The 22,660-nt window shown below is 29.3% G+C and carries 21 protein-coding genes, 1 tRNA gene and 1 pseudogene; 10 read left to right on the forward strand and 13 right to left on the reverse strand.

The features are described from left to right. Nucleotides 1-813: 813 nt before the first annotated feature. Nucleotides 814-1,206: pseudogene (locus E2O22_RS08200) on the forward strand (methyl-accepting chemotaxis protein); the annotation flags it as partial. 83 nt (nt 1,207-1,289) lie between these two features. On the opposite strand, the gene E2O22_RS02310 reads toward E2O22_RS08200, so the two are convergent. The 9 genes from E2O22_RS02310 to rpsU all read right to left on the reverse strand — a co-directional run bounded on the left by E2O22_RS02310 (nt 1,290) and on the right by rpsU (nt 8,126). Beyond that, complete coding sequence (locus E2O22_RS02310; protein ID WP_133319056.1) at nt 1,290-1,709, reverse strand: PepSY-like domain-containing protein; 420 nt, start codon at nt 1,707-1,709, stop codon at nt 1,290-1,292. 60 nt (nt 1,710-1,769) lie between these two features. Then, entirely contained in the window at nt 1,770-3,482 is a 1,713-nt protein-coding gene (locus tag E2O22_RS02315) for an ATP-binding protein (RefSeq protein ID WP_133319057.1), read from the reverse strand. An 8-nt stretch (nt 3,483-3,490) separates the two neighbouring features. Further along, nucleotides 3,491-3,970: a hypothetical protein gene (locus E2O22_RS02320; protein WP_133319058.1), complete on the reverse strand. Its 480-nt coding sequence runs from the start codon at nt 3,968-3,970 to the stop codon at nt 3,491-3,493. Beyond that, nucleotides 3,967-4,458 carry a YajQ family cyclic di-GMP-binding protein gene (locus E2O22_RS02325; RefSeq protein WP_133319059.1) on the reverse strand — a complete coding sequence of 164 codons (492 nt, stop codon included), beginning with the start codon at nt 4,456-4,458 and terminating at the stop codon, nt 3,967-3,969. The genes E2O22_RS02320 and E2O22_RS02325 overlap by 4 nt, the downstream gene beginning before the upstream one ends. Further along, nucleotides 4,448-5,380 (reverse strand): D-2-hydroxyacid dehydrogenase, encoded by a 933-nt coding sequence (locus E2O22_RS02330; protein WP_133319060.1) that lies wholly within the window; start codon nt 5,378-5,380, stop codon nt 4,448-4,450. Before E2O22_RS02330 ends, E2O22_RS02325 begins: the two co-directional genes overlap by 11 nt. A gap of 3 nt (nt 5,381-5,383) precedes the next feature. Beyond that, nucleotides 5,384-6,556: a glutathionylspermidine synthase family protein gene (locus E2O22_RS02335; protein WP_133319061.1), complete on the reverse strand. Its 1,173-nt coding sequence runs from the start codon at nt 6,554-6,556 to the stop codon at nt 5,384-5,386. A gap of 11 nt (nt 6,557-6,567) precedes the next feature. After that, nucleotides 6,568-7,188: a UPF0323 family lipoprotein gene (locus tag E2O22_RS02340; protein WP_133319062.1), complete on the reverse strand. Its 621-nt coding sequence runs from the start codon at nt 7,186-7,188 to the stop codon at nt 6,568-6,570. 76 nt (nt 7,189-7,264) lie between these two features. Beyond that, nucleotides 7,265-7,870: a LysE family transporter gene (locus tag E2O22_RS02345; RefSeq protein ID WP_133319063.1), complete on the reverse strand. Its 606-nt coding sequence runs from the start codon at nt 7,868-7,870 to the stop codon at nt 7,265-7,267. A 43-nt stretch (nt 7,871-7,913) separates the two neighbouring features. After that, the gene (rpsU, locus tag E2O22_RS02350) at nt 7,914-8,126 is read right to left on the reverse strand and encodes a 30S ribosomal protein S21 (protein WP_002780697.1); all 213 of its coding nucleotides are present in this window, start codon (nt 8,124-8,126) and stop codon (nt 7,914-7,916) included. Nucleotides 8,127-8,311: 185 nt separating this feature from the next. Here rpsU and ccoG point away from each other — a divergent pair, with 185 nt between their 5' ends. The 5 genes from ccoG to E2O22_RS02375 all read left to right on the forward strand — a co-directional run bounded on the left by ccoG (nt 8,312) and on the right by E2O22_RS02375 (nt 16,048). Beyond that, on the forward strand, nt 8,312-9,685 hold the full coding sequence (ccoG, locus tag E2O22_RS02355) for a cytochrome c oxidase accessory protein CcoG (protein ID WP_133319064.1): 1,374 nt from the start codon (nt 8,312-8,314) through the stop codon (nt 9,683-9,685). Between the two features lies 1 nt (nt 9,686). Next, nucleotides 9,687-10,310 carry a TetR/AcrR family transcriptional regulator gene (locus tag E2O22_RS02360; RefSeq protein WP_133319065.1) on the forward strand — a complete coding sequence of 208 codons (624 nt, stop codon included), beginning with the start codon at nt 9,687-9,689 and terminating at the stop codon, nt 10,308-10,310. Between the two features lie 83 nt (nt 10,311-10,393). Then, the gene (locus tag E2O22_RS02365) at nt 10,394-11,491 is read left to right on the forward strand and encodes an efflux RND transporter periplasmic adaptor subunit (protein ID WP_133319066.1); all 1,098 of its coding nucleotides are present in this window, start codon (nt 10,394-10,396) and stop codon (nt 11,489-11,491) included. Beyond that, nucleotides 11,491-14,613, forward strand: coding sequence for an efflux RND transporter permease subunit (locus tag E2O22_RS02370; RefSeq protein WP_133319067.1), 3,123 nt, complete (start codon nt 11,491-11,493; stop codon nt 14,611-14,613). Before E2O22_RS02365 ends, E2O22_RS02370 begins: the two co-directional genes overlap by 1 nt. Next, nucleotides 14,606-16,048: an efflux transporter outer membrane subunit gene (locus E2O22_RS02375; protein ID WP_133319068.1), complete on the forward strand. Its 1,443-nt coding sequence runs from the start codon at nt 14,606-14,608 to the stop codon at nt 16,046-16,048. Before E2O22_RS02370 ends, E2O22_RS02375 begins: the two co-directional genes overlap by 8 nt. Nucleotides 16,049-16,065: 17 nt before the next feature. Here the strand turns inward: E2O22_RS02375 and E2O22_RS02380 are convergent, their stop codons facing one another. Beyond that, nucleotides 16,066-16,257 (reverse strand): mini-MOMP protein, encoded by a 192-nt coding sequence (locus tag E2O22_RS02380; RefSeq protein WP_133319069.1) that lies wholly within the window; start codon nt 16,255-16,257, stop codon nt 16,066-16,068. A gap of 75 nt (nt 16,258-16,332) precedes the next feature. Between E2O22_RS02380 and E2O22_RS02385 the strand changes: the two genes are divergently transcribed. After that, on the forward strand, nt 16,333-17,670 hold the full coding sequence (locus tag E2O22_RS02385; protein WP_133319070.1) for a coproporphyrinogen III oxidase family protein: 1,338 nt from the start codon (nt 16,333-16,335) through the stop codon (nt 17,668-17,670). Nucleotides 17,671-17,691: 21 nt separating this feature from the next. Here the strand turns inward: E2O22_RS02385 and hemJ are convergent, their stop codons facing one another. The 3 genes from hemJ to glmM are packed head-to-tail and all read right to left on the reverse strand — an operon-like array spanning nt 17,692 to nt 19,920. Further along, nucleotides 17,692-18,141, reverse strand: a complete 450-nt coding sequence (gene hemJ / locus E2O22_RS02390) for a protoporphyrinogen oxidase HemJ (protein WP_039629243.1) — start codon at nt 18,139-18,141, stop codon at nt 17,692-17,694. Next, complete coding sequence (gene lspA / locus E2O22_RS02395; protein WP_133319071.1) at nt 18,135-18,590, reverse strand: signal peptidase II; 456 nt, start codon at nt 18,588-18,590, stop codon at nt 18,135-18,137. The genes hemJ and lspA overlap by 7 nt, the downstream gene beginning before the upstream one ends. Beyond that, complete coding sequence (gene glmM, locus E2O22_RS02400) at nt 18,583-19,920, reverse strand: phosphoglucosamine mutase (RefSeq protein WP_039619503.1); 1,338 nt, start codon at nt 19,918-19,920, stop codon at nt 18,583-18,585. The genes lspA and glmM overlap by 8 nt, the downstream gene beginning before the upstream one ends. A 131-nt stretch (nt 19,921-20,051) precedes the next feature. On the opposite strand from glmM, the gene E2O22_RS02405 reads away from it, so the two are divergent. The 3 genes from E2O22_RS02405 (at nt 20,052) to E2O22_RS02415 (ending at nt 22,537) form a co-directional block, all read left to right on the forward strand. After that, complete coding sequence (locus tag E2O22_RS02405) at nt 20,052-21,227, forward strand: YdgA family protein (protein WP_133319072.1); 1,176 nt, start codon at nt 20,052-20,054, stop codon at nt 21,225-21,227. After that, entirely contained in the window at nt 21,224-22,414 is a 1,191-nt protein-coding gene (locus E2O22_RS02410; protein ID WP_133319073.1) for a replication-associated recombination protein A, read from the forward strand. Before E2O22_RS02405 ends, E2O22_RS02410 begins: the two co-directional genes overlap by 4 nt. Before the next feature lie 47 nt (nt 22,415-22,461). Next, nucleotides 22,462-22,537, forward strand: a tRNA-Val gene (locus tag E2O22_RS02415). Nucleotides 22,538-22,660: the final 123 nt, after the last annotated feature.

Here is a 22,660-nt window from a genome sequence, read left to right on the forward strand (position 1 = left end):
GCTGTGATTTGTCAGAAATCTTCAACAGGATATAATGTTTGTGTGATTGCAGATGAAAAAATCTATAAAGACCCGGTAAATAAAGCTTTAATACAACAAATCATTATTGGTGTTATAAGCTTGGTAATTGCTCTTGTAATTATAAGATTTATGATTAATTATAATCTTTCTCCACTTCAAAAAATCCAAATCGGCCTTAACTCTTTCTTTGACTTTATCAATCATAAAACAAAAGATTCTGCTATGATAGATGTTAAGACTAATGATGAATTTGGAGTTATGGCCAAAGCCATCAATGAAAACATCACTAAAACTAAAAATGCATTAGAACAAGATGCTAAAGCAGTAGAACAATCAGTTGATACAGCTAAAGAAATAGAAGGTGGTAATCTAACAGCAAGAATAACAGCAATTCCTGCTAATCCTCAATTAATAGAATTAAAAAATGTATTAAATGATATGCTTGATGTATTACAAGCAAAAGTTGGTTCTAATATGAATGAAATCAATAGAGTATTTGATAGCTATAAGGCATTAGACTTTACTACTGAAGTTAAAAATGCTAAAGGTGGAGTTGAAGTAACTACTAATGTATTAGGTCAAGAAATAGTAGCTATGCTAAGACAATCATCTGAATTTGCTTCTTTATTAGCAGATGAGAGTGGTAAATTACAAAGTGCTGTTAAAGACTTAACAGATTCTTCATCTTCTCAAGCTTCTTCTTTAGAAGAAACAGCAGCAGCATTAGAAGAGATTACTTCTTCTATGCAAAATGTATCTCATAAAACTAGTGAAGTTATTGCTCAAAGTGAAGAGATTAAAAATGTTACTTCTATAATAGGTGATATTGCTGATCAAATTAACCTACTTGCATTAAATGCAGCTATTGAAGCAGCTCGTGCAGGAGAACATGGTCGTGGCTTTGCTGTTGTTGCTGATGAAGTTAGAAACTTAGCAGAAAGAACTCAAAAGTCTTTAGGTGAGATTGAAGCTAATACTAATATCTTAGTTCAATCTATTAATGAAATGGGTGAGAGTATTAAAGAACAAACTACAGGTATTACTCAAATTAATGATGCTGTAGCTCAAATTGATCATGTAACTCAAGAGAATTTAAAAATAGCAAAAGATAGTGCTGTAATTTCTGATAATGTTAATAAGATAGCTAATGATATCTTAGAAGATGCTAGGAAGAAAAAGTTTTAAATAATTAAACTAAACCCATTAAGGGTTTAGTTTGAGTGATATAAGATTTTAAGTGTTAATTGCTAAGCTGGGGTTGGTGATTATTAATCGTCGAATTTTTGGCCTAAAATATTACCTTTAAAATCTGTATAAATTTCCATCATATTGTTTGTTCTAAATTTATAGCCATTTATTTTTTTATCTACTTCTACAATAGCTGCATTTGGTTGTACTGCTTGTACTTTTGCAATAATTTCTTTTGGGATAAATCCTGTTGGAATGCCTTTGTATTTACCATCAACTTCTTTCCAGTCTCCATTGATGATAAAGTCAATTTCAGTCCCATCAACTAAATTTACTTCATAAGAATCTACATCTTGTTTTACATAACCTACATTTACACCTTTAAAATGAGTGTTTAAAAACTCTTGAGCTTTTTGAGGTAGAGCATTTGGACTTACAACCATATCTGCAAACATAGAACTTGCACAAACTAAACTAGCTAACATTAATTTTATTTTCATTTTTTCTCCTTTAAATAAAAGTAAAAAATGATATTAACTGCTTGTGAAATTTATGTGAATTTAATTTTTAAAACCAACTATTTTATTTTTATCAAATGAAGATTCTATTTCTTTTTCTATTGTATGTAAAAAATCACTCATTTTAAAAACACCATCCTTAGAAATAGCTGCTTTCAAAGCTGTATTTTTAACTACCATAGCAATTTGAGCTCCACTTAGCTCATACAAAGCAAGGTTTTTTAAATCAAAATTATCATCAAATTTAGTATTTTTAGGTAAAGCTTTTTGCCATATCATCAAGCGTTGTTCGTAATTTGGCTTTTTAAATTCTATTTTATACTCAAATCTTCTTGAAAAAGCCACATCTAAACTTTCTAAAAAATTAGTCGTAGCTATGATAACTCCGCTAAAACGCTCAATTTGTTCTAGAAAAATATTTTGCATTTGATTGTGCATTTTATCAGCACCGCCACTACTTTCTACCCTAGTACTTAAAAATTGATCAGCTTCATTTAAAAGCAAAATAGGACTTTGTTTGCTTGTTTGACAAAGCTCTTTATAAGTATCAAAAATTTTTCTTACATTTTGCTCGCTCTCGCCCACATATTTGCTTAAAATTTTAGAACAATCAAAACTCAAAATAGATTTTTTCATAGCTTTTGCCATACTTAGCGCACTCATAGTCTTACCCGTGCCAGCAGGACCATAGAAAATTATCTTAGCTTCTATATTTTTATTTGTTTTTATACCCCATTTATTTAATCTTTCCAAAACCTTTTTATCTTGTTGTTTTAATATACTTTCCAATAGATCTTTAGTGCTTTGGGGCATAATAACATCATCTATATTAATATTTGGCTCAATTAGCTCAAAAATATCTTGTTCTTTAACTAAATTTTGAAGTTTAATTTTTTTATTCTTCTTTGGTTCTTTAAAATTAATAATTCTTTGTAAAATATCATCACTTAAATAAAAAATCTTAGTTATATCACCCAAAGAATTAACAAATTCATCATATTCTAAAAGATTTGAACTAAGTAGCTTAGAATCTTCTTCTAGTAAGACTTTGTTTTCTTGTTTTTGAACATCATCTTCGCTAATTAAATGAAGTAAAAAATTAAAATCTCTACTATAAGAATTTTCAGTATTTAGCAAATACTCTTCTTTTAATAAACTAATAAATATCAAACATTCTTTATCGTTTAAAGCATACTCTTTAAAAATATCTGCCAAAACATTAGAAATTTTACTCTTTTTTAAACGCTCTTTAATATATGCTTCAAATATAGCTATATCTTTTTTAATATTCTTACTTTGAGAGCTTTTAGCAAAAAAACGCAATCTTTGATATAGCTCGATTTTAAAAAATTCATCTTTTAAATATGCAATATGATCTTCATAAATTTGATCTTGCATAAAATCTTGTATAGTTTTATTTTCTAAAATTTGTAAAAAAACCTCACTTAAACTTAACTCGCATTGTAACAAATTTAAAAATAAACTTGAGTTTTTACTCGATTTAAAATCAGAAAAAATTTGAATAATAAAACCTTTTTCTATAAGATTTTTAAGATCTTTTAAATGATCTAAATACTCATATTCATCATTTTTAAAAACTTCACTAAGAAGATTATAGGCATTAATGCTTACATTTGCTTGTAAATAATTTTTACACAAATGCTTTAAAATTAAAATTTCATCTTCACTGCATTGTAAGTTTTTATAAATATTGCTTTTAAAAGTATCATTAAGAAAAAGTTTTAAATCTTTCATATTTTCCTTTATATTGATTTTATGCTAAATTTAATTTTAGATTTTTTGTCACTAAAACTCATATTTTTATCACAAACCTCATAAAAAATATCATAATTTTTGCTTATAATATTTTGAGTAAAACCACAAGAAGTGATTTGCTTATTTTTCCCATAAAAAATAGGTTTTTTGTAAATTAAATCTTGCAAAAAATCATCATAATATTCATTATTAAAAAATCTTTTATTAAAAAAAGTTTTTGCATAACAAACACCATTAATGCAAATTTTATCCATGATTTTTAACTCAAGTAAAGCCTTAGAGGCACTATAAAGTTCTAAACTTGTAAAATTTTTTCCCTCATATAAAAAGCCATAATCAGCAAATCTAAATTGAGGGGTTTTTAAAACAATATAAGCACTTTGTGATTGTGTTTTACTTTTTAAAGCACAAGAGCTTAAAAAAACACACACAAAACACAAAAAAATTATTTGAAGTAACTTTATCATTTAAGGTTTTTAAAACTAAGATTAAGTTCTAAATTTAACTCTTTTACTATTTTCATCACGCTTTGTAAATCATCAATTTGCTTACCAACTACGCGAATTTCATTGCCTCTAATACTTGAAGTTACCTTTAACTTACTATCTTTTATAGCTTTATTAATCTTCTTAGCACTATCAGCATCAATGGCATCATTAACTTTTAAATTCAATCTAAAATTTGCTCCACTCTCCCTGTTTAACTCTTTAATACCATTAGGGTTAATCCCTCTTTTGATAAGTTTTGAAATAACAATATCTTTTAGCACTTCAATTTTTGCTTCACTTGAACAAGTAAGCTTATAAATACTTTCTTTTTCATTTAGCTCTATTTCACTTTTAATACCTTTTAAATCATATCTGCTATCAAGCTCTTTTTTAGCTTGCTCTAAAGCATTTTTTAGCTCTTGTTTGTCAATTTCCCCACTAATGTCAAAACTATGTTCATTTGCCATTTTCTATAAACTCCTTAAGATTATTAAATACGATTTGGACTAAATTTTGTATGGATTCTTCACTAGCCCATGCAACATGTGGAGTGATAATTAAATTTTCTTTATTTTTTATATTAAGCAAAGGATGATTTTCAACCATAGGTTCTATTTCAAGTACATCAAGCCCTACTCTAATATTTTTTTCATCCATAATTTGAGCTAAATCTACTTCATTAATAATCCCACCACGACCTACATTAATTAAAATGGCCTCATCTTTTAAAAGCATTAATTCTTTCTTATTTAATAAATTTTTTGTTTTTTCATTTAAAGGTGCATGGATACTTATCACATCAGAAGTTTTTAAAAGCTCTTCAAGGCTTACTTTCTCATATGTATCATCATTATTAACCCCTGAGGTAGAATAATAACAAACATTTGCTCCAAATATTTGCGAAGCCTTAGCTACCTCTTTACCTATAACTCCAAGCCCTATAATACCATGTTTTTTTCCTGTTAGAGTATGTAAAGTTCTACTAAAATCAGTGAATATTGGGCTTTTTACCCAAAGCCCTTGTTTGGTCCATCCATCATAATATGGGATTTGATTTAAAAAAGCAAAAAGCAAAGCAAATGTATGACTTAAAACACTTTTGGTAGAATACCCAGCTGCATTTTTTACTATTATACCTTTAGAATTTGCATAAGCTACATCTATATTATTTACCCCTGTGCCAAGCTGCAAAATGAGCTTTAAATTGGTGTTATCTATAACTTCTTGATCAATGATGACTTTATTTATCATCACAACTTGTGCATCAGATATTCTTGAGATAACCTCATCTTTAGATGTAAGTTCATAACTTATAAATTCCCCAATACTTTCAAAAGCTGTTAAATCAGCTCCACCTAAAGTAGCAGCATCTAAACATACTATTTTCATTTTTTATCCTTTAACAATGTGCCCTACAAATTTAGAATAATTATCAAGCACCAAACCACCTTTTCTAAAACCTAAACCACAACCCTCATAAGCAAAGAAAACTCCTGCTTGATAATAATCATTTTCATTTTGATTAAACTCAGCAAATTCTTGATACACAAAACGATTGTTTTGATAATCTCCACTTGTTTCAAAACTTATATCTCCATTAGCTTCTATAATAGAAACATTTGCTCCTTCTCTACCAAAAACAGGCTTTTTAACACATTTTTTACCCACTAAAGGTTCATCACTTGTTTCAAGCAATAAAGGATGATTTGGATAAAGCTCCCATAAAATTTTCATTATACCCTTGCTTTGAAAAAGTAAAGTATAAGCAGGATTTAAAATAATTGCTTTTTGATTTTGCATAATTTGAGTTAAGAGCATAGCAAGTTCACCCTCTTCTATAGCTATACTTTCCCAAGGAATGAGTTTGAAAAAATACTCAAAATTTATATCATTTTTAAAAATTCCTTCGGGTGAAAATTCTACCTCATCAATATAAGAAAATTCACTCTCAAAACCAGCTTCACTAGCAATGTGTGCTAAAAGTTTTGTTGTAATCATATCCTCATCACTACCTGCAATTGAAGAAAACAATATTTTCCAACCTTCATAATATTTTTCAAATTCACTTACATCTTCTTCTAAGGTTATAAGTCTTTTAAAATTATCTCTTAAAGCTTCATATATATTATTAAATTGCGAGCTTTCATCTAAGTTGTTTTGCTTTAAAATAGCCCATTGCAAAATAGCACTTTCAAATAAAGATGTTGGAGTATCAGCATTAAATTCTATTAGTTTTATAGGCTTACCATCAAGCCCACCTGCTAAGTCAAACCTACCATATAAATGCCAATGCACATCATTTTCCCAACTCATCTTAATCGCATCAACCAAATTAAAAGGAATTCCAAGCTCGTCAAAACGATCATTATCAATCACTTCTTGTGCAGCAGCTACAAACATATCATAAAGCTCATTAACTGCTTCATAGTATGCATTTGCTTCATCTTCCCTTACACAAACTAAATTAGAATCTAAATAATCACTTCCATCATTATCCGTATGCCATGAAAAACCTATTTGCTCTAAATAAGATTTTTCTAAAGGATTTACTTTTAAAAAATTCATTTTTTCACCTTTTAAGAGCCAAAAGAATTTGTAGAGCTTGAAGTAGCTTTAGAGCCACCACCAAAAAAGCCTGATTTTTTTGCATTTGATCCTGAAGTAGCACTTGTACTTGCTTTATTAAAGCTATTTACACTTCTTTGATAAGCACTTTGATTTGAAAATGCTCCTCTTTGTTGATTTGCAAAATTTTGATTGTTAAAAAGCTTTGAACCTATCCAACTTCCTAAAATAGCTCCAGCTGCACTCGCAAGCAATGTCTCGCCTAAAGAAAGCCCCCCGCTACTCATTTGGGCATTGTTTGGATTTGTTAAATTTGAAGTACCATTGTCTATTTTAGCGGCTTCTTCTTGGATTAATTTATCCATTTCTTCTTTGCTTAAAACCCTTTCAGTTCCATCAAGTTGTTTTAAGACTACCCTAGTTTCATCACTTGGAAATTGATCTTTGATTTTGTATTGATTTGGAGCGGTTTCTTCAATAATAACAAAGGCCCCTTGAGTATTTGCCGCTTGACTTAAAGCGTTATTGCTAGAATCATTTGTATTATTACTACATGCACTTAAAGCACCTGCACTAATTGCAGCAATACCACTTATCATACTAAGTTTGAGTATAGTTTTAATATGTTTCATAATCTTTCCTATAAAAATTTATAAATTTAACTTAATAAGATTTTAACAAAAAAAGTATTAATAAAAATTAATTGTTTTAGTTTATCATAGTCATTAAATTACTACTTAAAATAAACACAGCAAAAACAAAAAATATAAAAGCACTTAGATAATCAATAAGTTTTAAATTCTTTTGATAAATTCTTACCATAAATGGTTTAGAAAATAATAAAGAAATCAAAGAAAAATAAATTATAGTTTCTAAAATCAAAACAAATATCAAGACTATCAGCATCCATCGCATTTGTGTAAAATCAAAACTTGCAAAAACACTGGCGAAATAAAAAATTGCTTTAGGATTAGATAAATTTGTAATCATTCCACTTAAAAATGCAGATATATAAGTTTTTTGAACTTTAATTTTGTCATTTTTTGTATTCTTGTAAATCTTAAAAGATAAATACAAAAGATAAAATGCTCCAAAACTTGATAGTATAATTTGTAAAAATGGGAATTTATGAAAAACGACATTTAATCCGAGTATAGAAAGTATAATCCATATACTAACAGCTAAACTTACTCCCAAGCTTGCCTTTAAAGCACTTTTAACCCCTTCTCTTAATGCATATGAACTTACTAAGAAAAAATCAGGTCCTGGTAAAATAAGTCCGAAAAAATGAATAATTATAATCCAAAAAAACATAAATATTTTAACGAAGAAAGCCGATTTCTCGGCTTTTTTGGTATTAGAGTCTTGACTCGTAGCGTCTAAGCATATAAAGTCTTTTAAGCATTTTTTTGCGTGCTGAAATTTTTTGTTTTTTGCGAATTTCAGTCATAGGCTCAAAAAATCTTCTAGCGCGAACTTCAGTAACAACTAGATTTCTATCTACTTGCTTTTTGAATTTTCTATACGCTTCATCAAAAGACTCATTAGGATGTACCTTGATTCCTGGCACGACCCTCACCACCTTTCTTTAAATAAATTTTAAAATAAGGATTATATCATAATTTTCTTGAAAATAAAACTTATTTTTGTAATAATTATATAAATAAAAATTAAATATAAATTATTAATTAAGACAAAGTTTGATTTAATTTTTCTAATACTACAATATAAAGAAATATTTCTAAGGAAAATAAAATGAATGCTCACATCACAAACTATACTAAAAAAAGATATATAGCTTATATCATTTCTATGATCATTTTTATAGCACTACCTTTTATAAAAATAAATGGAAATCATTTCTTTTTATTAAGCTTTGATCATAAAAAACTTAATTTATTTTTTATCGCTTTTGATACTCAAGAGCTGTATTTAATGCCTTTTGTTATCATGGGTATGTTTTTAACTATACTTTTTGTTACTACTTTAGCAGGAAGAATTTGGTGTGCTTGGAGCTGTCCTCAAACTATTGCTAGAGTTATTTATAGAGATCTTTTGCAAACAAAAATCTTTAAAATTCATAAAAGCACAGCAAATAAACAAAAGCAAGTCAGTGGATTTTTCGTCAAAAAAGCTTTAAGTATTGTGATTTTTTATCTTTTTTCATTGTTAATGATGAGTGCATTTTTATGGTATTTTGTACCACCTGAAGATTTTTTTACATACATTCAAAATCCTGCTGATCATTTATTACTTTTAGGGATTTTATTTTGCGCTTCTTTGGCTTTTACTTTTGATATAGTATATTTGGGTGAAAAATTTTGTGTTTATGTATGTCCTTATGCAAGAATTCAATCTGTAATGTTTGATAATAACACCGTTCAAGTAATATATGATGATAAAAGAGGAGGTATGATTTATGATGGACATACCAAACTTTATCAAAAGCCACCACAAGGTGAATGTATAGGATGTGAAGCCTGTGTAAAAATTTGTCCTACACATATAGATATACGCCAAGGAATGCAACTTGAGTGTATTAATTGTCTTGAATGTGCCGATGCTTGTTCAAAAGTTCAAGCCAAATTTAATCGTCCTAGCTTAATTAATTGGACTAGTGCAAAAGCTATTGAAACAAGGGAAAAAGTAAAATATTTTAGATTTAGAACTATTGGATATTTGGTTGTTTTGTGTGGTGTTTTTGTGGCTTTAGTTTTAATGGGAAGTAAAAAAGAAAATATGCTTTTAAATATCAACCGTTCTAGTGAGCTTTATCAAATCAGAAAAACCCATGATGGAGAATTAATTATTAGTAATGCTTATGTATTTTTATTTCAAAACACCGATAATAAAACTCATGAGTATTATTTTGATGTGAAATTACAAGGCATTGAAGATGGCTTAGAAATCATTAGACCTAAAAAATCTTTTAAACTAAAAGCTGGCGAAAAAGATAAACATATAGTTGTTTTAAAAGCTACTAAAAAACTAGCCGATAATGATAGAAAAGACACTGTAATACCATTAACCATCAAAGCCTATGCACTTGATGATAAAAATATTGTCATATTACGCGAGAGTAATTTTGTGTATCCTAAAAACTCAATTATAGAGCATAAAAAATACTAAAATGAAAAAAAGAATTTCTTCAAAATCTCAAGCAAGGCTTGAAAAAATCAAACAAATCGCTGCGGAGTCATTTTTAAAAAATGGCTACGAAGCAACTAATCTTAAAGATATTATCAAACAAGCTGGTGGATCTTTTTCTTGCGTATATGAGCATTTTAAAAGTAAAGAAGGTTTATTTGAAGCGGTTTTAAATGATTTTGCAGAAAATCATTTTTTAGCTATTTTGAAAAAGAATATGCGACTTTCACCTGATGCTAATTTAGAAGAATTCTTATATCAATTTGCAAAAGCTTATTTAGGGATTTTTAACGACACCAAAACTATAGCTATAGTAAGACTTTTGTATTCTGAAATTTATAATGAAAAATTTGATTTTGGAAAATGGTTTAAAGGAAGCAATAGAAAAGAAGTAGAATATGTTCTTCGAAAAAGATTTGAAGAAGAAAATGAAATTTTAGCTCAAAATGCTGAATTTTTAAGTTATACTTTTTGCGCTATGCTTAGAGGGACATTTTTTATACAAAGCACTTTTGAAAATAAAGTTTCAATGAATAAAAAAGAACAACAAAGCCATGCAAAAAAAATCGTAAAGCTTTTTACTCAAGGTCTTGTTAATTTTAATTAACTAAAGATTGATAAAATAGTATTTATTAATTTTGTAATATAAATTACTTTTTATTTAGCTAAATAAATAACTTAAGGAAACAAATGAAAACAAAACTTTTAACTCTAGCTTGTGCTTCTCTTATCTTTATAGCATGTTCAGATGATAAAAATGCACAAGTTAAACAACTCCCTCCTCAACCTGTTAGTATTATGACTATGCAAAGCGCTAATTTACCTTTAGAATTTACTTATCCTGCGAGATTAAGTACTGAATTAGATGTAGTAGTCAAACCTAAAGTAAGCGGTGAAATCAAAGCAAAATACTTCAAAAGTGGTCAAGCTGTAAAAAAAGGCGATAAGCTTTTTCTTATAGAACCTGACAAATACCAAGCAAGTGTAAATATGGCTTATGGAGAAGCTTTGGTAGCAAGAGCTAATTTTGATGATGCTGAAAAAAATTTTAAAAGAGATAGTATTTTAATAGAAAAAAATGCTATTTCACAAAAAGAATTTGATGCAAGTTTGGCTAAATTTAACTCCACAAAAGCTAATCTAGAAAGCGCTAGAGCAAAACTTGCTAATGCAAGATTAGACTTAAAATACACCATAGTAAGTGCTCCTTTTGATGGAATTTTAGGTGATGCGTTAATGGATGTGGGTGATTATGTAAATGCTTCATCTACTGAACTTGTACGCATTACAAACATTAACCCAATTTTTGCAGATTTTTATATTTCTGATGTAGATAAAATCAATATGAATAAAAATATTCAAAGCGGCAATTGGAAATTAGAAAATATCCAAGTGCAAGCTAATGTTGGTGGAGAACTTTTCAATGGAAAATTATATTTCGTAGATAGCGTTATAGATACTCATAGTGGTGGAGTAAAAGCAAAAGCTATTTTTGATAACAACAATTCAAACTTAATGCCTGGCTCTTTCGCAAATGTTCATGTTGGTGGTTTTGTTCAAAAAGATGGTTTTGAAATTCCTCAAGTTGCGCTTTTGCAAGATGATAGTGCTACTTATGTTTATACCCTTGTAGATGGAAAAGTAGTTAAAACTATTGTTAATGTTATTTATCAAACTTCTGATAAAGCAATTATTGATAAGGGCTTAAAAAATGGGGATAAAGTGATTTTAAATAACTTCAAAAAAATCCGTCCTGGTGCAAGTGTTAGCGTAATGGAGAATAAATAATGTTTTCTAAATTCTTTATAGAAAGACCTGTATTTGCTTCTGTTGTAGCTATTATCATTTCTTTAGCAGGTATTATAGGACTTTATTCTTTACCCGTGGAGCAATATCCTTCCTTAACTCCACCCGTTGTTAAGGTAAGTGCAACTTACTCAGGAGCTGATGCTCAAACGGTGGCTCAAACGGTGGCTATTCCTCTTGAAGATGCAATCAATGGGGTTGAAAATATGATTTATATGGATTCAACTTCAAGCTCTTCAGGAGATATGAGCTTAAGTGTATATTTTAATATAGGTACAGATCCTGACCAAGCAACAGTTGATGTTAATAATAGAATTTCAGCTGCTATGGCAAAACTACCTGAAGATGTTAAAAAAACTGGTGTTAGTGTAAGAAAAACCGGTTCAAGTATATTAGAAGTTGCTACTTTATATTCTCCTGATGGCTCTATGGATTCACTCGAAGTGTATAATTATGCTGCATTAAATATTTTAGATGATCTTGCTAGGGTTCCTGGTGTGGGTAATGCCGTAGCTATTGGTGCAAGAAATTATTCTATGAGAATTTGGCTTAATCCTGATTTATTAAACAAATATCAAGTTACTGCAACTGATGTTATTGCTGCAATTAGCGAGCAAAATGCTCAATATGCTACTGGTAAGATAGGTCAAGAACCTGTGGTGGAAAGATCTCCTTATGTGTATTCAGTAACTATGCAAGGAAGATTAAAAAATACTAAAGAATTTGAAGATATTATCATAAGAGCAAATAGTGATGGCTCTTTTTTAAGACTTAAAGATGTAGCCGAAGTTTCTTTAGGATCAAGAGAATATACTTTTAAAGGTAGATTAAATGGAAATGACGCTACTCCTATTTTGATTTTCTTACAAACCGGAGCAAATGCTGTAAATACAGCAGAATTAGTGCAGAAAAAATTTGAAGAACTTTCTAAAAATTTCCCTGAAGGATTAACTTATAAAGTGCCTTATGATACAACTATATTTATTAAAGCTTCCATTAAAGAAGTGGTAAAAACTTTCTTTGAAGCATTAATTTTAGTTGTAATTGTAATGTATTTGTTCTTAAAAAATTTCCGCTCAACTATTATACCAATGATTGCTGTTCCTGTTTCTATTTTGGGAACTTTTGCAGGATTATATGTCTTAGGTTTTAGTATCAATCTACTTACACTTTTTGCCTTAGTATTGGCTATTGGTATTGTTGTTGATGATGCAATTATAGTAGTTGAAAATATCGATAGAATTATGCATGAAGATCCAAATATAAGCATAAAAGAAGCAGCTATTAAAGCTATGGATGAAGTTGCTGCACCTGTTGTTTCTATAGTTCTTGTACTTTGTGCGGTTTTCATACCCGTTTCATTTATATCAGGTTTTGTGGGAGAAATTCAAAAACAATTTGCCATAACCTTAGCAATATCTGTTACTATATCAGGCTTTGTAGCTTTAACACTAACTCCTTCTTTATGTGCAATTTTTTTAAGAAGAAATGAAGGTGAACCTTTTTATTTTGTGAAAAAATTTAATGATATTTTTGATTGGTCTACCGAAGTTTTTGGCGCTGGTGTGGCTTATATACTTAAAAGAACAGTGCGTTTTATGTTAATTTTTGTAATCTTTTTGGGTGGTTTATATGGACTTTTCAAACTTGTTCCAAATTCACTTGTTCCAAATGAAGATCAAGGAAACTTTTTAACTATTGTCAATCTACCCGCAGCATCTTCGCTTAATAGAACTACTCAATCAATGGATGCTATGGCAGAAGAAATCCGCAAAAATGAGAATGTAACTAATGTGGTAGGACTTATAGGCTATGATCTTTTTACAGGTTCTTTAAAAGAAAATTCTGGCGCAATGTTTGTTAATTTGAAAAATTGGGATGATAGAGATATTAGTAGTTTTGATTTAGTTGGATCTTATAACAAACAATACTTCTTAAATCCAAATTTTCAAACTTTCTTTGTTAATCCACCACCAATCCAAGGTTTAAGCTTAACTGGTGGTTTTGAGATGTATGCACAAAATCGTAGCGGAAAAAGTTATGATCAAATTCAAGTTGATGTAAATAAATTAGTTGAAGCAGCAAACAAGCGTCCCGAACTTCACAATGTAAGAACAACGCTTGATACTAATTTTCCGCAATTAAAACTAGAAATTGATCGCGATAAAGTAAAACTTTATGGTTTAAATTTAGCTGATGTATTTAGCACTCTAAATGCCACCATAGGAACTTATTATGTAAATGATTTTTCTATGCTTGGAAAAAATTATCGTGTAAATATAAGCGCAATTGGAGATTTTAGAAATACTCAAAATGCCTTAAAAAACATCTTTGTTAGATCAAAAGATGGTTCTATGATAGCTCTAGATAGCGTTTTAACATTACAAAGAAGTGTTGGTCCTGATGATGTAAAACGCTTTAATATGTTTCCATCGGCTTTAGTGCAAGGTGATCCTGCTCCTGGCTATACTTCAGGACAAGCCATTGATGCTATTGCTCAAGTGGCAAAAGAAACTTTAGGAGAGGATTATTCTATTGCTTGGTCAGGTTCAGCTTATCAAGAAGTTACAAGTAGCGGTGCTGGACAAATAGCATTTATGCTAGGACTATTATTTGTATTTTTAATTCTAGCAGCACAATATGAAAGATGGCTCATGCCTTTAGCAGTAATTACGGCTGTGCCTTTTGCAGTATTTGGTTCTTTGCTTTTTGTATGGCTTAGAGGATTAGAAAATGATATATATTTTCAAACAGGACTTTTACTTTTAATAGGCCTTTCTGCTAAAAATGCCATTTTGATTGTTGAATTTGCTATGGAAGAGCATCTTAAAAAAGGAAAGAGTATTTTTGAAGCTTCTATTAGTGCAGCAAAATTGAGATTTAGACCTATTGTAATGACTTCATTGGCATTTATTTGTGGTATTTTACCGCTTTTCTTTGCATATGGAGCAGGAAGTGCAAGCCGCCATGCGATAGGTACAGGTATTATAGGTGGTATGATAGCAGCTTCTACTATAGCCATTTTCTTTGTACCTTTATTTTTCTATTTACTAGAAAGTTTTAATAAATGGCTTGATAAAAAAAGAGGTAAAATCAATGCGTAAGTTAATAATTTTTGCAAGTTGTTTTTTAATAACAGCTTGCAGTTTAAAACCAAATTTAGAAATTAAAGATGTAAATTACACTAAAAGCTTAGATCAAAACATTAGCATTAACAAACAATGGTGGAAAGCTTTTGATGATAATTATTTAAACACCTTAGTCGATCAAGCTTTAAAAAACAATAACGACTTGCAAATTGCATATATGAATTTACAAAAAGCTTATGAGGCTTTAGGTATAGCAAGAAGCGATCTGCTTCCTAAACTAGATGGAAGTGCTAGCGGAGCAAGAGCAAAAACTAGCATCAATGCTCCAAGCAACAAAAGTAATGAATTTGTCTATGGCAATGATTTTAATATGGGTTTAAATTTAAGTTATGAAGTAGATTTATGGGGTAAATACAGAGATACTTATAATGCTTCAAAAGCAAAATTACAAGCTAGTGAGTTTGACTATGAAAGTGCAAGATTAAGCTTAATTTCTAATGTAGTAAAAACTTATTTTAATCTAGCAAGCTTAAGTGAGCAAGTAAAAATTTTAGAAGAAACAACCCAAAGTTACCAAAAAACTTATGAGTTAAAATTAGAGCATTTTAAACTTGGAGTAATTAGTGAGTATGAGCTTAACAAATTTAAAGCTGAACTTGAAAATTCAAGAGTTTTACTCACAAATGCTAAAATTCAAAAAGAAGCTAATATCAAAGCTTTAAAAATCTTAACTTCAAATGATATTGATGATATACTTTATAATAGCATAGAGTATAAAAAAATAGGACAATACGAGCTTAGCATACCTGAGGGCATTGGTAGTGAAATTTTGCTTCAAAGACCTGATGTGCAAGCTAGTTTAAAAATTTTAGAAGAAAAAAACTATCTTGTTGGAGTAGCCAGAACTGCATTTTTACCAAACCTTTCTTTAACAGGACTTTTGGGCTTTCAAAGTAATGATTTAGATCTTTTAGTCAAACATGGAAGCAATACTTGGAATGTGGCTGGAAATTTTGCAATGCCGATTTTTCATTGGGGTGAGATTATGAATAATGTTAATATCGCAAAACTTACCAAAGATGAAGCGTTTTTACAATATGAAAACACCTTAAAAACAGCCTTTGGAGAAATAAGACTTGCTTTATTTAACCACCAAGGCTATTATGAAAATGAGCAAAATTATAAAAATTTATTTCTAGCTCAAAGTAAAATTTATGAAATTTCTACCTTAAGATATGAAAATGGCGTGATTAATTTAGCTGATTTTTTACAAGATCAAAGAAATTACCTAAATGCTAAACTTTCTTACACTAACTCATCTTACGAGCTTGCAAATTCCATTGTAGATGTTATGAAAGCCTTTGGTGGTGGATTTAACGCTAAAGAAGAATCAAAAGAAAATATCAAAGCTATGGAAGAAAACTTAAAAGAAAACTTTTATAACAACTGAGCCTTAAGGCTTAGTTGTTAATGCATTTGAATTTGAATTCTTTGATTAAAATTATTATTTCCTCTATCTTTTGGGCTATTATGCTCAAAACGATAACGCATATTACCTGAAACATTAACATCTTGAAAAATTTCATCTAAAGGTGCAGAATTTGACACGCTTATAAGCCCTAATAAAAATATAAAAAATGCTATAAAAATATTTTTCATTATAAAGCCTTTGTAAAAATATGATACAATTATAGTCTTTTTAAATAACTACAAAATGAAATTTTTAGGAAAAATATGAATTTTTTACAAAACTTAGCTCTTTCTTACTCACATAAAGCCATGCAAAAATCTTTAGAGAATGGTTTTGATGTGAAACTTTTAAAAGAAGGACAAGAAAAAAAAGTTAATCCAAAAAAATCTTATATGCTCTATGCTCATATACCATTTTGCCATACTTTTTGTCCATATTGTAGTTTTCATAAGTATTATTATAGTGAAGATTTAGCAAAAAGATATTTTGAAAGCTTAAGAGAAGAAATCAAACAAATCAAAGACAAAGGATTTGATTTTACTTCTATGTATGTGGGTGGCGGCACTACTTTGATCAACGAAGAAGAACTTGCTAAAACTTTAGAACTTTGCAAAAAATTATTTAATATTAAAGAAATTTCTTGTGAGAGCGATCCTAATCATATCGAACCTAAAAAGCTAGAAATGTTTAAAGGGCTTATAGATCGTTTAAGTTGTGGTATACAAAGTTTTGATGATGATACTTTAAAAAAAGTAGCAAGATATCATAAATTTGGTTCAAGTAAAGAGCTTCAAGAAAAGCTTTCTAAAGCTATAGGCGTGCTTCCTATTATGAGTCTTGATTTGATTTTTAACTTTCCTTCTCAAACTAAAGAGCAATTACTCAATGATTTAGAAATAGCCAAAAATTTAAAACCTCAACAAATCACAACTTATCCTTTAATGAAATCAAACCTCACAAAAGATAATATCGCAAAAACTCTAGGAGTAAGTTTTAAAGATAATGAATTTGAGTTTTATAAAATCATTATAGATTTTTTCAAAGATTATGAAAGAAATAATGCATGGTCATTTTCTTTAGAAAAAAGTAGCTTTAATGATGAGTATGTAAGTAGCCATCATGAGTATTTGGGTGTAGGAAGTGGGGCTTTTAGCTTTTTAGATGGAGAGCTTTTAATCAATGCTTTTAATTTAAATGATTATTCTAAACTCATCAAAGAAAAGCAAAATGCAAATATTGCTAAAGCTAATTTTGGTAAAAAAGAAATCATCAAATATGTCTTTTTAACTGAAATGTTTGCCGGTAAAATCGAGATCGATAAATTTAACAAAACTTTAGATTGCAATTTAGAAAAAGATCTTTTCATAGAGCTTTTAGGTCTTAAGCTAAGCAAGGCTATAAAAAAAGAAAATAATACTTTATACACAAGTGAATTTGGGCGTTATTTGTTTATGGTATTAATGAAAGATTTTTACACCGGTATGGATTTAGTGCGTGCTGTATTTAGAGATAATAAACGCTTACAAGATAAAGAACACATTAATATCATGCAAGAAAATGTTGATCCACTTGATTTTAAAAGTATGGAGTTTAAAGGATAAAAAGCCTTTAAAGGCTTTTTACTAAAATGGTCTTACCACCATCATAATAGCGATAATTATAAATAATATCGTTGGAATTTCATTATAAGCTCTAAAAAATTTCCCACTCTTTTTGCAAGTATCATTTTGAAGTTGTTTTAAATAATAATAATTTTGCAAATGATAAATAATCAAAAGCAAAGCACAGGTTAATTTAGCATGCATAAATCCTGATCCAACCATCAAAACTTTATTTACATGCAACATCAAGCTTCCACTTATTAAAGTTACTATCATCGCAGGAGTTTGGATATAAAAATACAATTTTCTTTCTTGAATTTTTACCACTTCTACAAAGCCTTTATTATCTTTATGCTCTGTATGATAGACAAAAAGTCTTGGTAAATAAAACAATCCAGCCATCCAAGAAACAAAAGCTAAATAATGCACCATTTTAATCCACAAATACCAGTCAGTTAAAAAATCTAACATTTTTCTCCTTTTTTATTAAAAATTTCTTTTATTAAAATCAAAGCTACACTAATGTTTATCATCACATCAGCTAAATTAAACACAGCAAATTCAAACCACTTATGCCAAAATACAAAATCCACCACACCTATATGCACAAAGCGATCAAGTAAATTTGAACACCCAGCAGATAGCATAATAGCAAAAGCGATCAAATGTGTTTTAAAAAATTCTTTTTGATAAAGCAAATACACAAACAAAGCCAAAATAAAAACAAGTTGTATGTATTTTAAATACTCTCCTAAAAATGCAAACATTGAAAAGGCTACACCGGTATTATAGGTTAAAACTAAATCAAAAATTTCACCCTTATATTCAAGCCCTTGCAAAAACAAATACTTACTTACTTGATCTAGTATAAAAACTAAAGCAAAAACAAGCCAAAATTTTAAAGATAAAATTTTAAGCATTCAATGCTTTCATAAAAAAGCTTTCAACAGCTTTCATTTCTTTTTCTAAAAGCTTAATATCTTTTGCTTCAAGTAATAAGCGTATTAAATTTTCTGTACCTGAATACCTAAACAAACTAGCAATTCCTTTTTTTTCTAAATCTTTTTTCAATTCTTCTAAGCCTGCAAGCTTGCTTAAGTCTTTTTTCTCTGAAATTTTAAGATTATGCAAAAGCTGTGGGTAAGGTTTAACTTGATTTAAAATTTCACTTGCACTTTTTACTTCACTTAGCATTAAAGCACTAAATTGTAAAGCAGCTACCAAACCATCTCCGGTTTTTGCATAGTCACTAAAAATAATATGCCCACTCTGCTCACCGCCAAAATTTCCACCGCATTCTTTGAGTTTTTCAAGTACATATTTATCGCCTACATTGCAAGTTTCATGTGTGATTTTATGTTTAGTTAAAAACTCTTTTAAAGCACCATTGCTCATTATAGTGCTAACTACACTTGATTTTAACTTGCCTTGTTTTTTCAAAAATAAAGCTAAAACACCCAAAAGACTATCTCCATGAGCTACTTCGCCTTTTTCATCCACAACAACCAAACGATCCGCATCCCCATCAAAAGCAAAACCCACATCTGCTCTAAATTTTTTTACCTCTAAAGCTAAATTTAAAGGATGTAAAGCCCCGCAATTTTCATTGATATTTAAACCATTTGGCTTATCATTGATCACAATCACATCTGCACCAAGTTCTTTAAAAACCGTAGGTGCTACCTTATAAGAAGCTCCATGAGCCACATCTAACACAACGCGTAAAGACTTTAAAGTCAGCTCTTTAGGAAAAGAATTTTTTATAGAAACAATATATCTTCCTATCACATCATCAATTCTTTTTGCTTGACCAATTTGTGATTTTGTTGTTCTTGCCTCTTCTATGAGTTTATCATTAAAATAAATTTCTTCTATTTTCGCTTCTGCTTGCTCATCAAGTTTATTTCCGTGTGCATCAAAAAATTTAATGCCATTATCATAGTAAGGATTGTGTGAAGCTGATATCATAATCCCTGCATCACAACGCATATCTTCAGTTAAAAACGCAATAGCAGGTGTTGGCATAGGGCCTATTTCTATAACATTATAACCTATAGAAGTAAGTCCTGAAACGATAGCATTTTCTATCATATAACCACTTCTTCTTGTATCTTTTCCTACTAAGATATTGTTTGTAAGGGCTTTGTCTTTAAAATAAATTCCAGCAGCCATAGCCAAACGCATTGCTAAAAATGAATCCAAAAACTCCCCCGCTTTACCGCGTACTCCATCTGTTCCAAAAAGTTTCATTTTTTTACCTTTGATTTTAAATAGTGCAATTATAAGTAAAAAAGTTAAGTAATGTATAAATGTGAGAATTTTATAAGCATTAGTTAGTAATAAAAATATATAATTTTTAAAATTTCACTTAAGGAAAATGAATGAAAAAAATCATCGCAGGGGTTGTAGTAGTAATTTTACTAGTTATAGGGTTTTTTACCTCAGCTTCTTATATTAACTCAATCAATGAAAAAATCTTTGCACAAATGAGTCAAGATACAGCATATTATAATGTTGAAGATACTAATTACACTAAAGGACTTTTAAATTCCAAAGGAAGTTTTATAGCTACACTTAATGATTTACCTTATAGTTTTAAAGTGAATGTGGATTTTTCCAATAATTTTTTTGCAAGTAATAATGCTATCGTTTCTATTTTAAATGAAAATGAAGACTTAAAAGGCATTTTTCCAAACGAAGAAATCTTTAAAATCTTAGTTAGCGTCAAAGGTGGTGACATTAACATCAATGCAAAAATAAATGATATTAATTTCACACGCAATGATACAAATTTAGTTTTAAATAATACATCATTTAAGATTATAGGTTCTGATGAATTTGTAAAAAATATGGAACTTAATCTAGGTTATGTTTTATTAGAACAACTATCTCATAAAGAAAAATTAGAAGCAAAAAATATCAAAATTTCTGAATTTCCTATACAAAAATTAAGCTTTAATGATATCTTTAGTCCTAGTAGAAATAGTGAACAAAATATAAGCATTGATAGTGCTAGTTTTATAAGTTCTATTGCTTTTGACTTTGATAAATTAAAAATTTTTGCAAAAACAGCTCAAAATGTTCAAAACGATTATGATAGTGTTTTAAAACTAGATTTAGCTAAATTTAATCTTGCAAATGAAAACTTTATGTTAAATAATATTAATTTAGATATGAATTTTAATAATCTTTCTAAAAAAGCTTATGATAGCTTAATGCAAAATTCAAACACTGATATTTTTTCTATGATGCTTTTGGCAAGTCAGTTTTTAAAAGCAAACCCACAAATCATCTTAAATAATCTAAGTTTTGAAAAAGAAGGTAAAAAATTTGACGCAAATGGACAAACTATTTTCACTGAAAACAATATAAAATCACAATTTCATGCAAACACAGAAATTCTTCCTAGTCAAATTTGGCCTGATTTTGCAAATTTTGATACTTATTTCGTAGATAATAATGGCTCTTATATGCTTGATTTTATCTATGATGATTCTAATAAAAGTGATGTTACAACTATCATTAATGGTGAAAGACTTACCATAAATCCACAATGACAAATTTAAGCTTAACTTTTCGTCCTAAAACTTTAGATGAGGTTTTAGGACAAGAAAATTTAGTAGAAATTTTTAAAAAATTCATACAAGTTTCAAAACTCCCTCATAGTGTATTTTTTGGCCCAGCAGGTTGCGGGAAGACTTCTTTTGCAAGAGCAATAGCGTATGAGTATAAACTAGACTTTTATGAGTTTGATGGAGGGAATTTTAAACTTGAAGAACTTAGAAAAATACTAAGTAATTATGAAAATTCTTTATATAAACCTTTGATATTTATTGATGAGGTACATAGGCTTTCAAAAACCCAGCAAGAAATGCTTTTAATCCCTTTGGAAAATCAAAAATGCCTTTTCATAGGCGCAAGCACTGAAAACCCCTACTTTACTTTAACTTCAGGCATAAGAAGCAGAAGTATGCTTTTTGAATTTAAAGGTTTAGAGTATAAAGACTTAGAAAAACTTGCCACAAAAGTGCAAGAAAAACTCCAATGTAAAATCGATGATGATGCTAAAGACTTTTTAATCACTTCTAGTGCAAATGATGCAAGAAGCTTTTTAAATTTATGTGAGTTTGCTTTGGCTTTAGATAGCACTCATATCACGCTTGAAACTTTAAAAAAATTAAGAGCAAATGTTTTAAGCGATGGCACTTCAAGTAAAGATACACACTATAGACTAGCTAGTTCTATGATAAAAAGTTTAAGAGGAAGTGATGTGGATGCGAGTTTGTATTATCTTGCGAGGTTGATCGATGGGGGTGAAAGTGCGGATTTCATCGCTAGAAGATTAGTGATATTTGCAAGTGAAGATATCTCAAATGCAAACCCACAAGCACTTAATCTAGCCACAAGCACACTCATAGCAGTAAAAAACATAGGCTATCCTGAAGCTAGGATCATCTTAGCTCAATGTGTGGTATTTTTAGCAAGTTCGCCTAAGTCAAACTCAAGCTATCTTGCTATAAATAAAGCACTAAATTATGTACAAAATAATCCTGCATTAAAAATACTTCCTTATCTTGATAATAACAGCCCACAAAGAAAAAACTACCTTTATCCGCATGATTTTGGAGGATGGGTTAAGCAAAGATACCTAGAAAAAGATTTGAAATTTTATCATAGCAAAGGTATAGGTTTTGAAGCACAACTAGATTTATGGCTAAATGATATGAAAAAAATTAAAAAGTGATTTTAAGCACAATGTAAAAATATTTTTATATAATTTTTGTTTTTTAAGGTTCCGTAGCTCAGTTGGTAGAGCACCACCTTGACATGGTGGTGGTCGTTGGTTCAAGTCCAATCGGAGCCACCATTTTTTATTTCTTTCGATTTCTTTAATTTCCAAAAAATGCTTTTAAAATGCTATATATAAACAAACTAAATGATCTTTGATTTCAATTAATTTCTTTTGTGTTATAATTATTTTCAATTAATT

The organism is Campylobacter lari (genome assembly GCF_004357905.1).
GTDB classification, from domain to species: domain Bacteria; phylum Campylobacterota; class Campylobacteria; order Campylobacterales; family Campylobacteraceae; genus Campylobacter_D; species Campylobacter_D lari_D.

Excerpts from the sequence above, each read along its gene's own strand:
- E2O22_RS02310 (WP_133319056.1), bottom strand. The coding sequence starts at position 1,709 with ATGAAAATAAAATTAATGTTAGCTAGTTTAGTTTGTGCAAGTTCTATG.
- E2O22_RS02315 (WP_133319057.1), bottom strand. The coding sequence starts at position 3,482 with ATGAAAGATTTAAAACTTTTTCTTAATGATACTTTTAAAAGCAATATT.
- E2O22_RS02320 (WP_133319058.1), bottom strand. The coding sequence starts at position 3,970 with ATGATAAAGTTACTTCAAATAATTTTTTTGTGTTTTGTGTGTGTTTTT.
- E2O22_RS02325 (WP_133319059.1), bottom strand. The coding sequence starts at position 4,458 with ATGGCAAATGAACATAGTTTTGACATTAGTGGGGAAATTGACAAACAA.
- E2O22_RS02330 (WP_133319060.1), bottom strand. The coding sequence starts at position 5,380 with ATGAAAATAGTATGTTTAGATGCTGCTACTTTAGGTGGAGCTGATTTA.
- E2O22_RS02335 (WP_133319061.1), bottom strand. The coding sequence starts at position 6,556 with ATGAATTTTTTAAAAGTAAATCCTTTAGAAAAATCTTATTTAGAGCAA.
- E2O22_RS02340 (WP_133319062.1), bottom strand. The coding sequence starts at position 7,188 with ATGAAACATATTAAAACTATACTCAAACTTAGTATGATAAGTGGTATT.
- E2O22_RS02345 (WP_133319063.1), bottom strand. The coding sequence starts at position 7,870 with ATGTTTTTTTGGATTATAATTATTCATTTTTTCGGACTTATTTTACCA.
- ccoG (WP_133319064.1), top strand. The coding sequence starts at position 8,312 with ATGAATGCTCACATCACAAACTATACTAAAAAAAGATATATAGCTTAT.
- E2O22_RS02360 (WP_133319065.1), top strand. The coding sequence starts at position 9,687 with ATGAAAAAAAGAATTTCTTCAAAATCTCAAGCAAGGCTTGAAAAAATC.
- E2O22_RS02365 (WP_133319066.1), top strand. The coding sequence starts at position 10,394 with ATGAAAACAAAACTTTTAACTCTAGCTTGTGCTTCTCTTATCTTTATA.
- E2O22_RS02370 (WP_133319067.1), top strand. The coding sequence starts at position 11,491 with ATGTTTTCTAAATTCTTTATAGAAAGACCTGTATTTGCTTCTGTTGTA.
- E2O22_RS02375 (WP_133319068.1), top strand. The coding sequence starts at position 14,606 with ATGCGTAAGTTAATAATTTTTGCAAGTTGTTTTTTAATAACAGCTTGC.
- E2O22_RS02380 (WP_133319069.1), bottom strand. The coding sequence starts at position 16,257 with ATGAAAAATATTTTTATAGCATTTTTTATATTTTTATTAGGGCTTATA.
- E2O22_RS02385 (WP_133319070.1), top strand. The coding sequence starts at position 16,333 with ATGAATTTTTTACAAAACTTAGCTCTTTCTTACTCACATAAAGCCATG.
- hemJ (WP_039629243.1), bottom strand. The coding sequence starts at position 18,141 with ATGTTAGATTTTTTAACTGACTGGTATTTGTGGATTAAAATGGTGCAT.
- lspA (WP_133319071.1), bottom strand. The coding sequence starts at position 18,590 with ATGCTTAAAATTTTATCTTTAAAATTTTGGCTTGTTTTTGCTTTAGTT.
- glmM (WP_039619503.1), bottom strand. The coding sequence starts at position 19,920 with ATGAAACTTTTTGGAACAGATGGAGTACGCGGTAAAGCGGGGGAGTTT.
- E2O22_RS02405 (WP_133319072.1), top strand. The coding sequence starts at position 20,052 with ATGAAAAAAATCATCGCAGGGGTTGTAGTAGTAATTTTACTAGTTATA.
- E2O22_RS02410 (WP_133319073.1), top strand. The coding sequence starts at position 21,224 with ATGACAAATTTAAGCTTAACTTTTCGTCCTAAAACTTTAGATGAGGTT.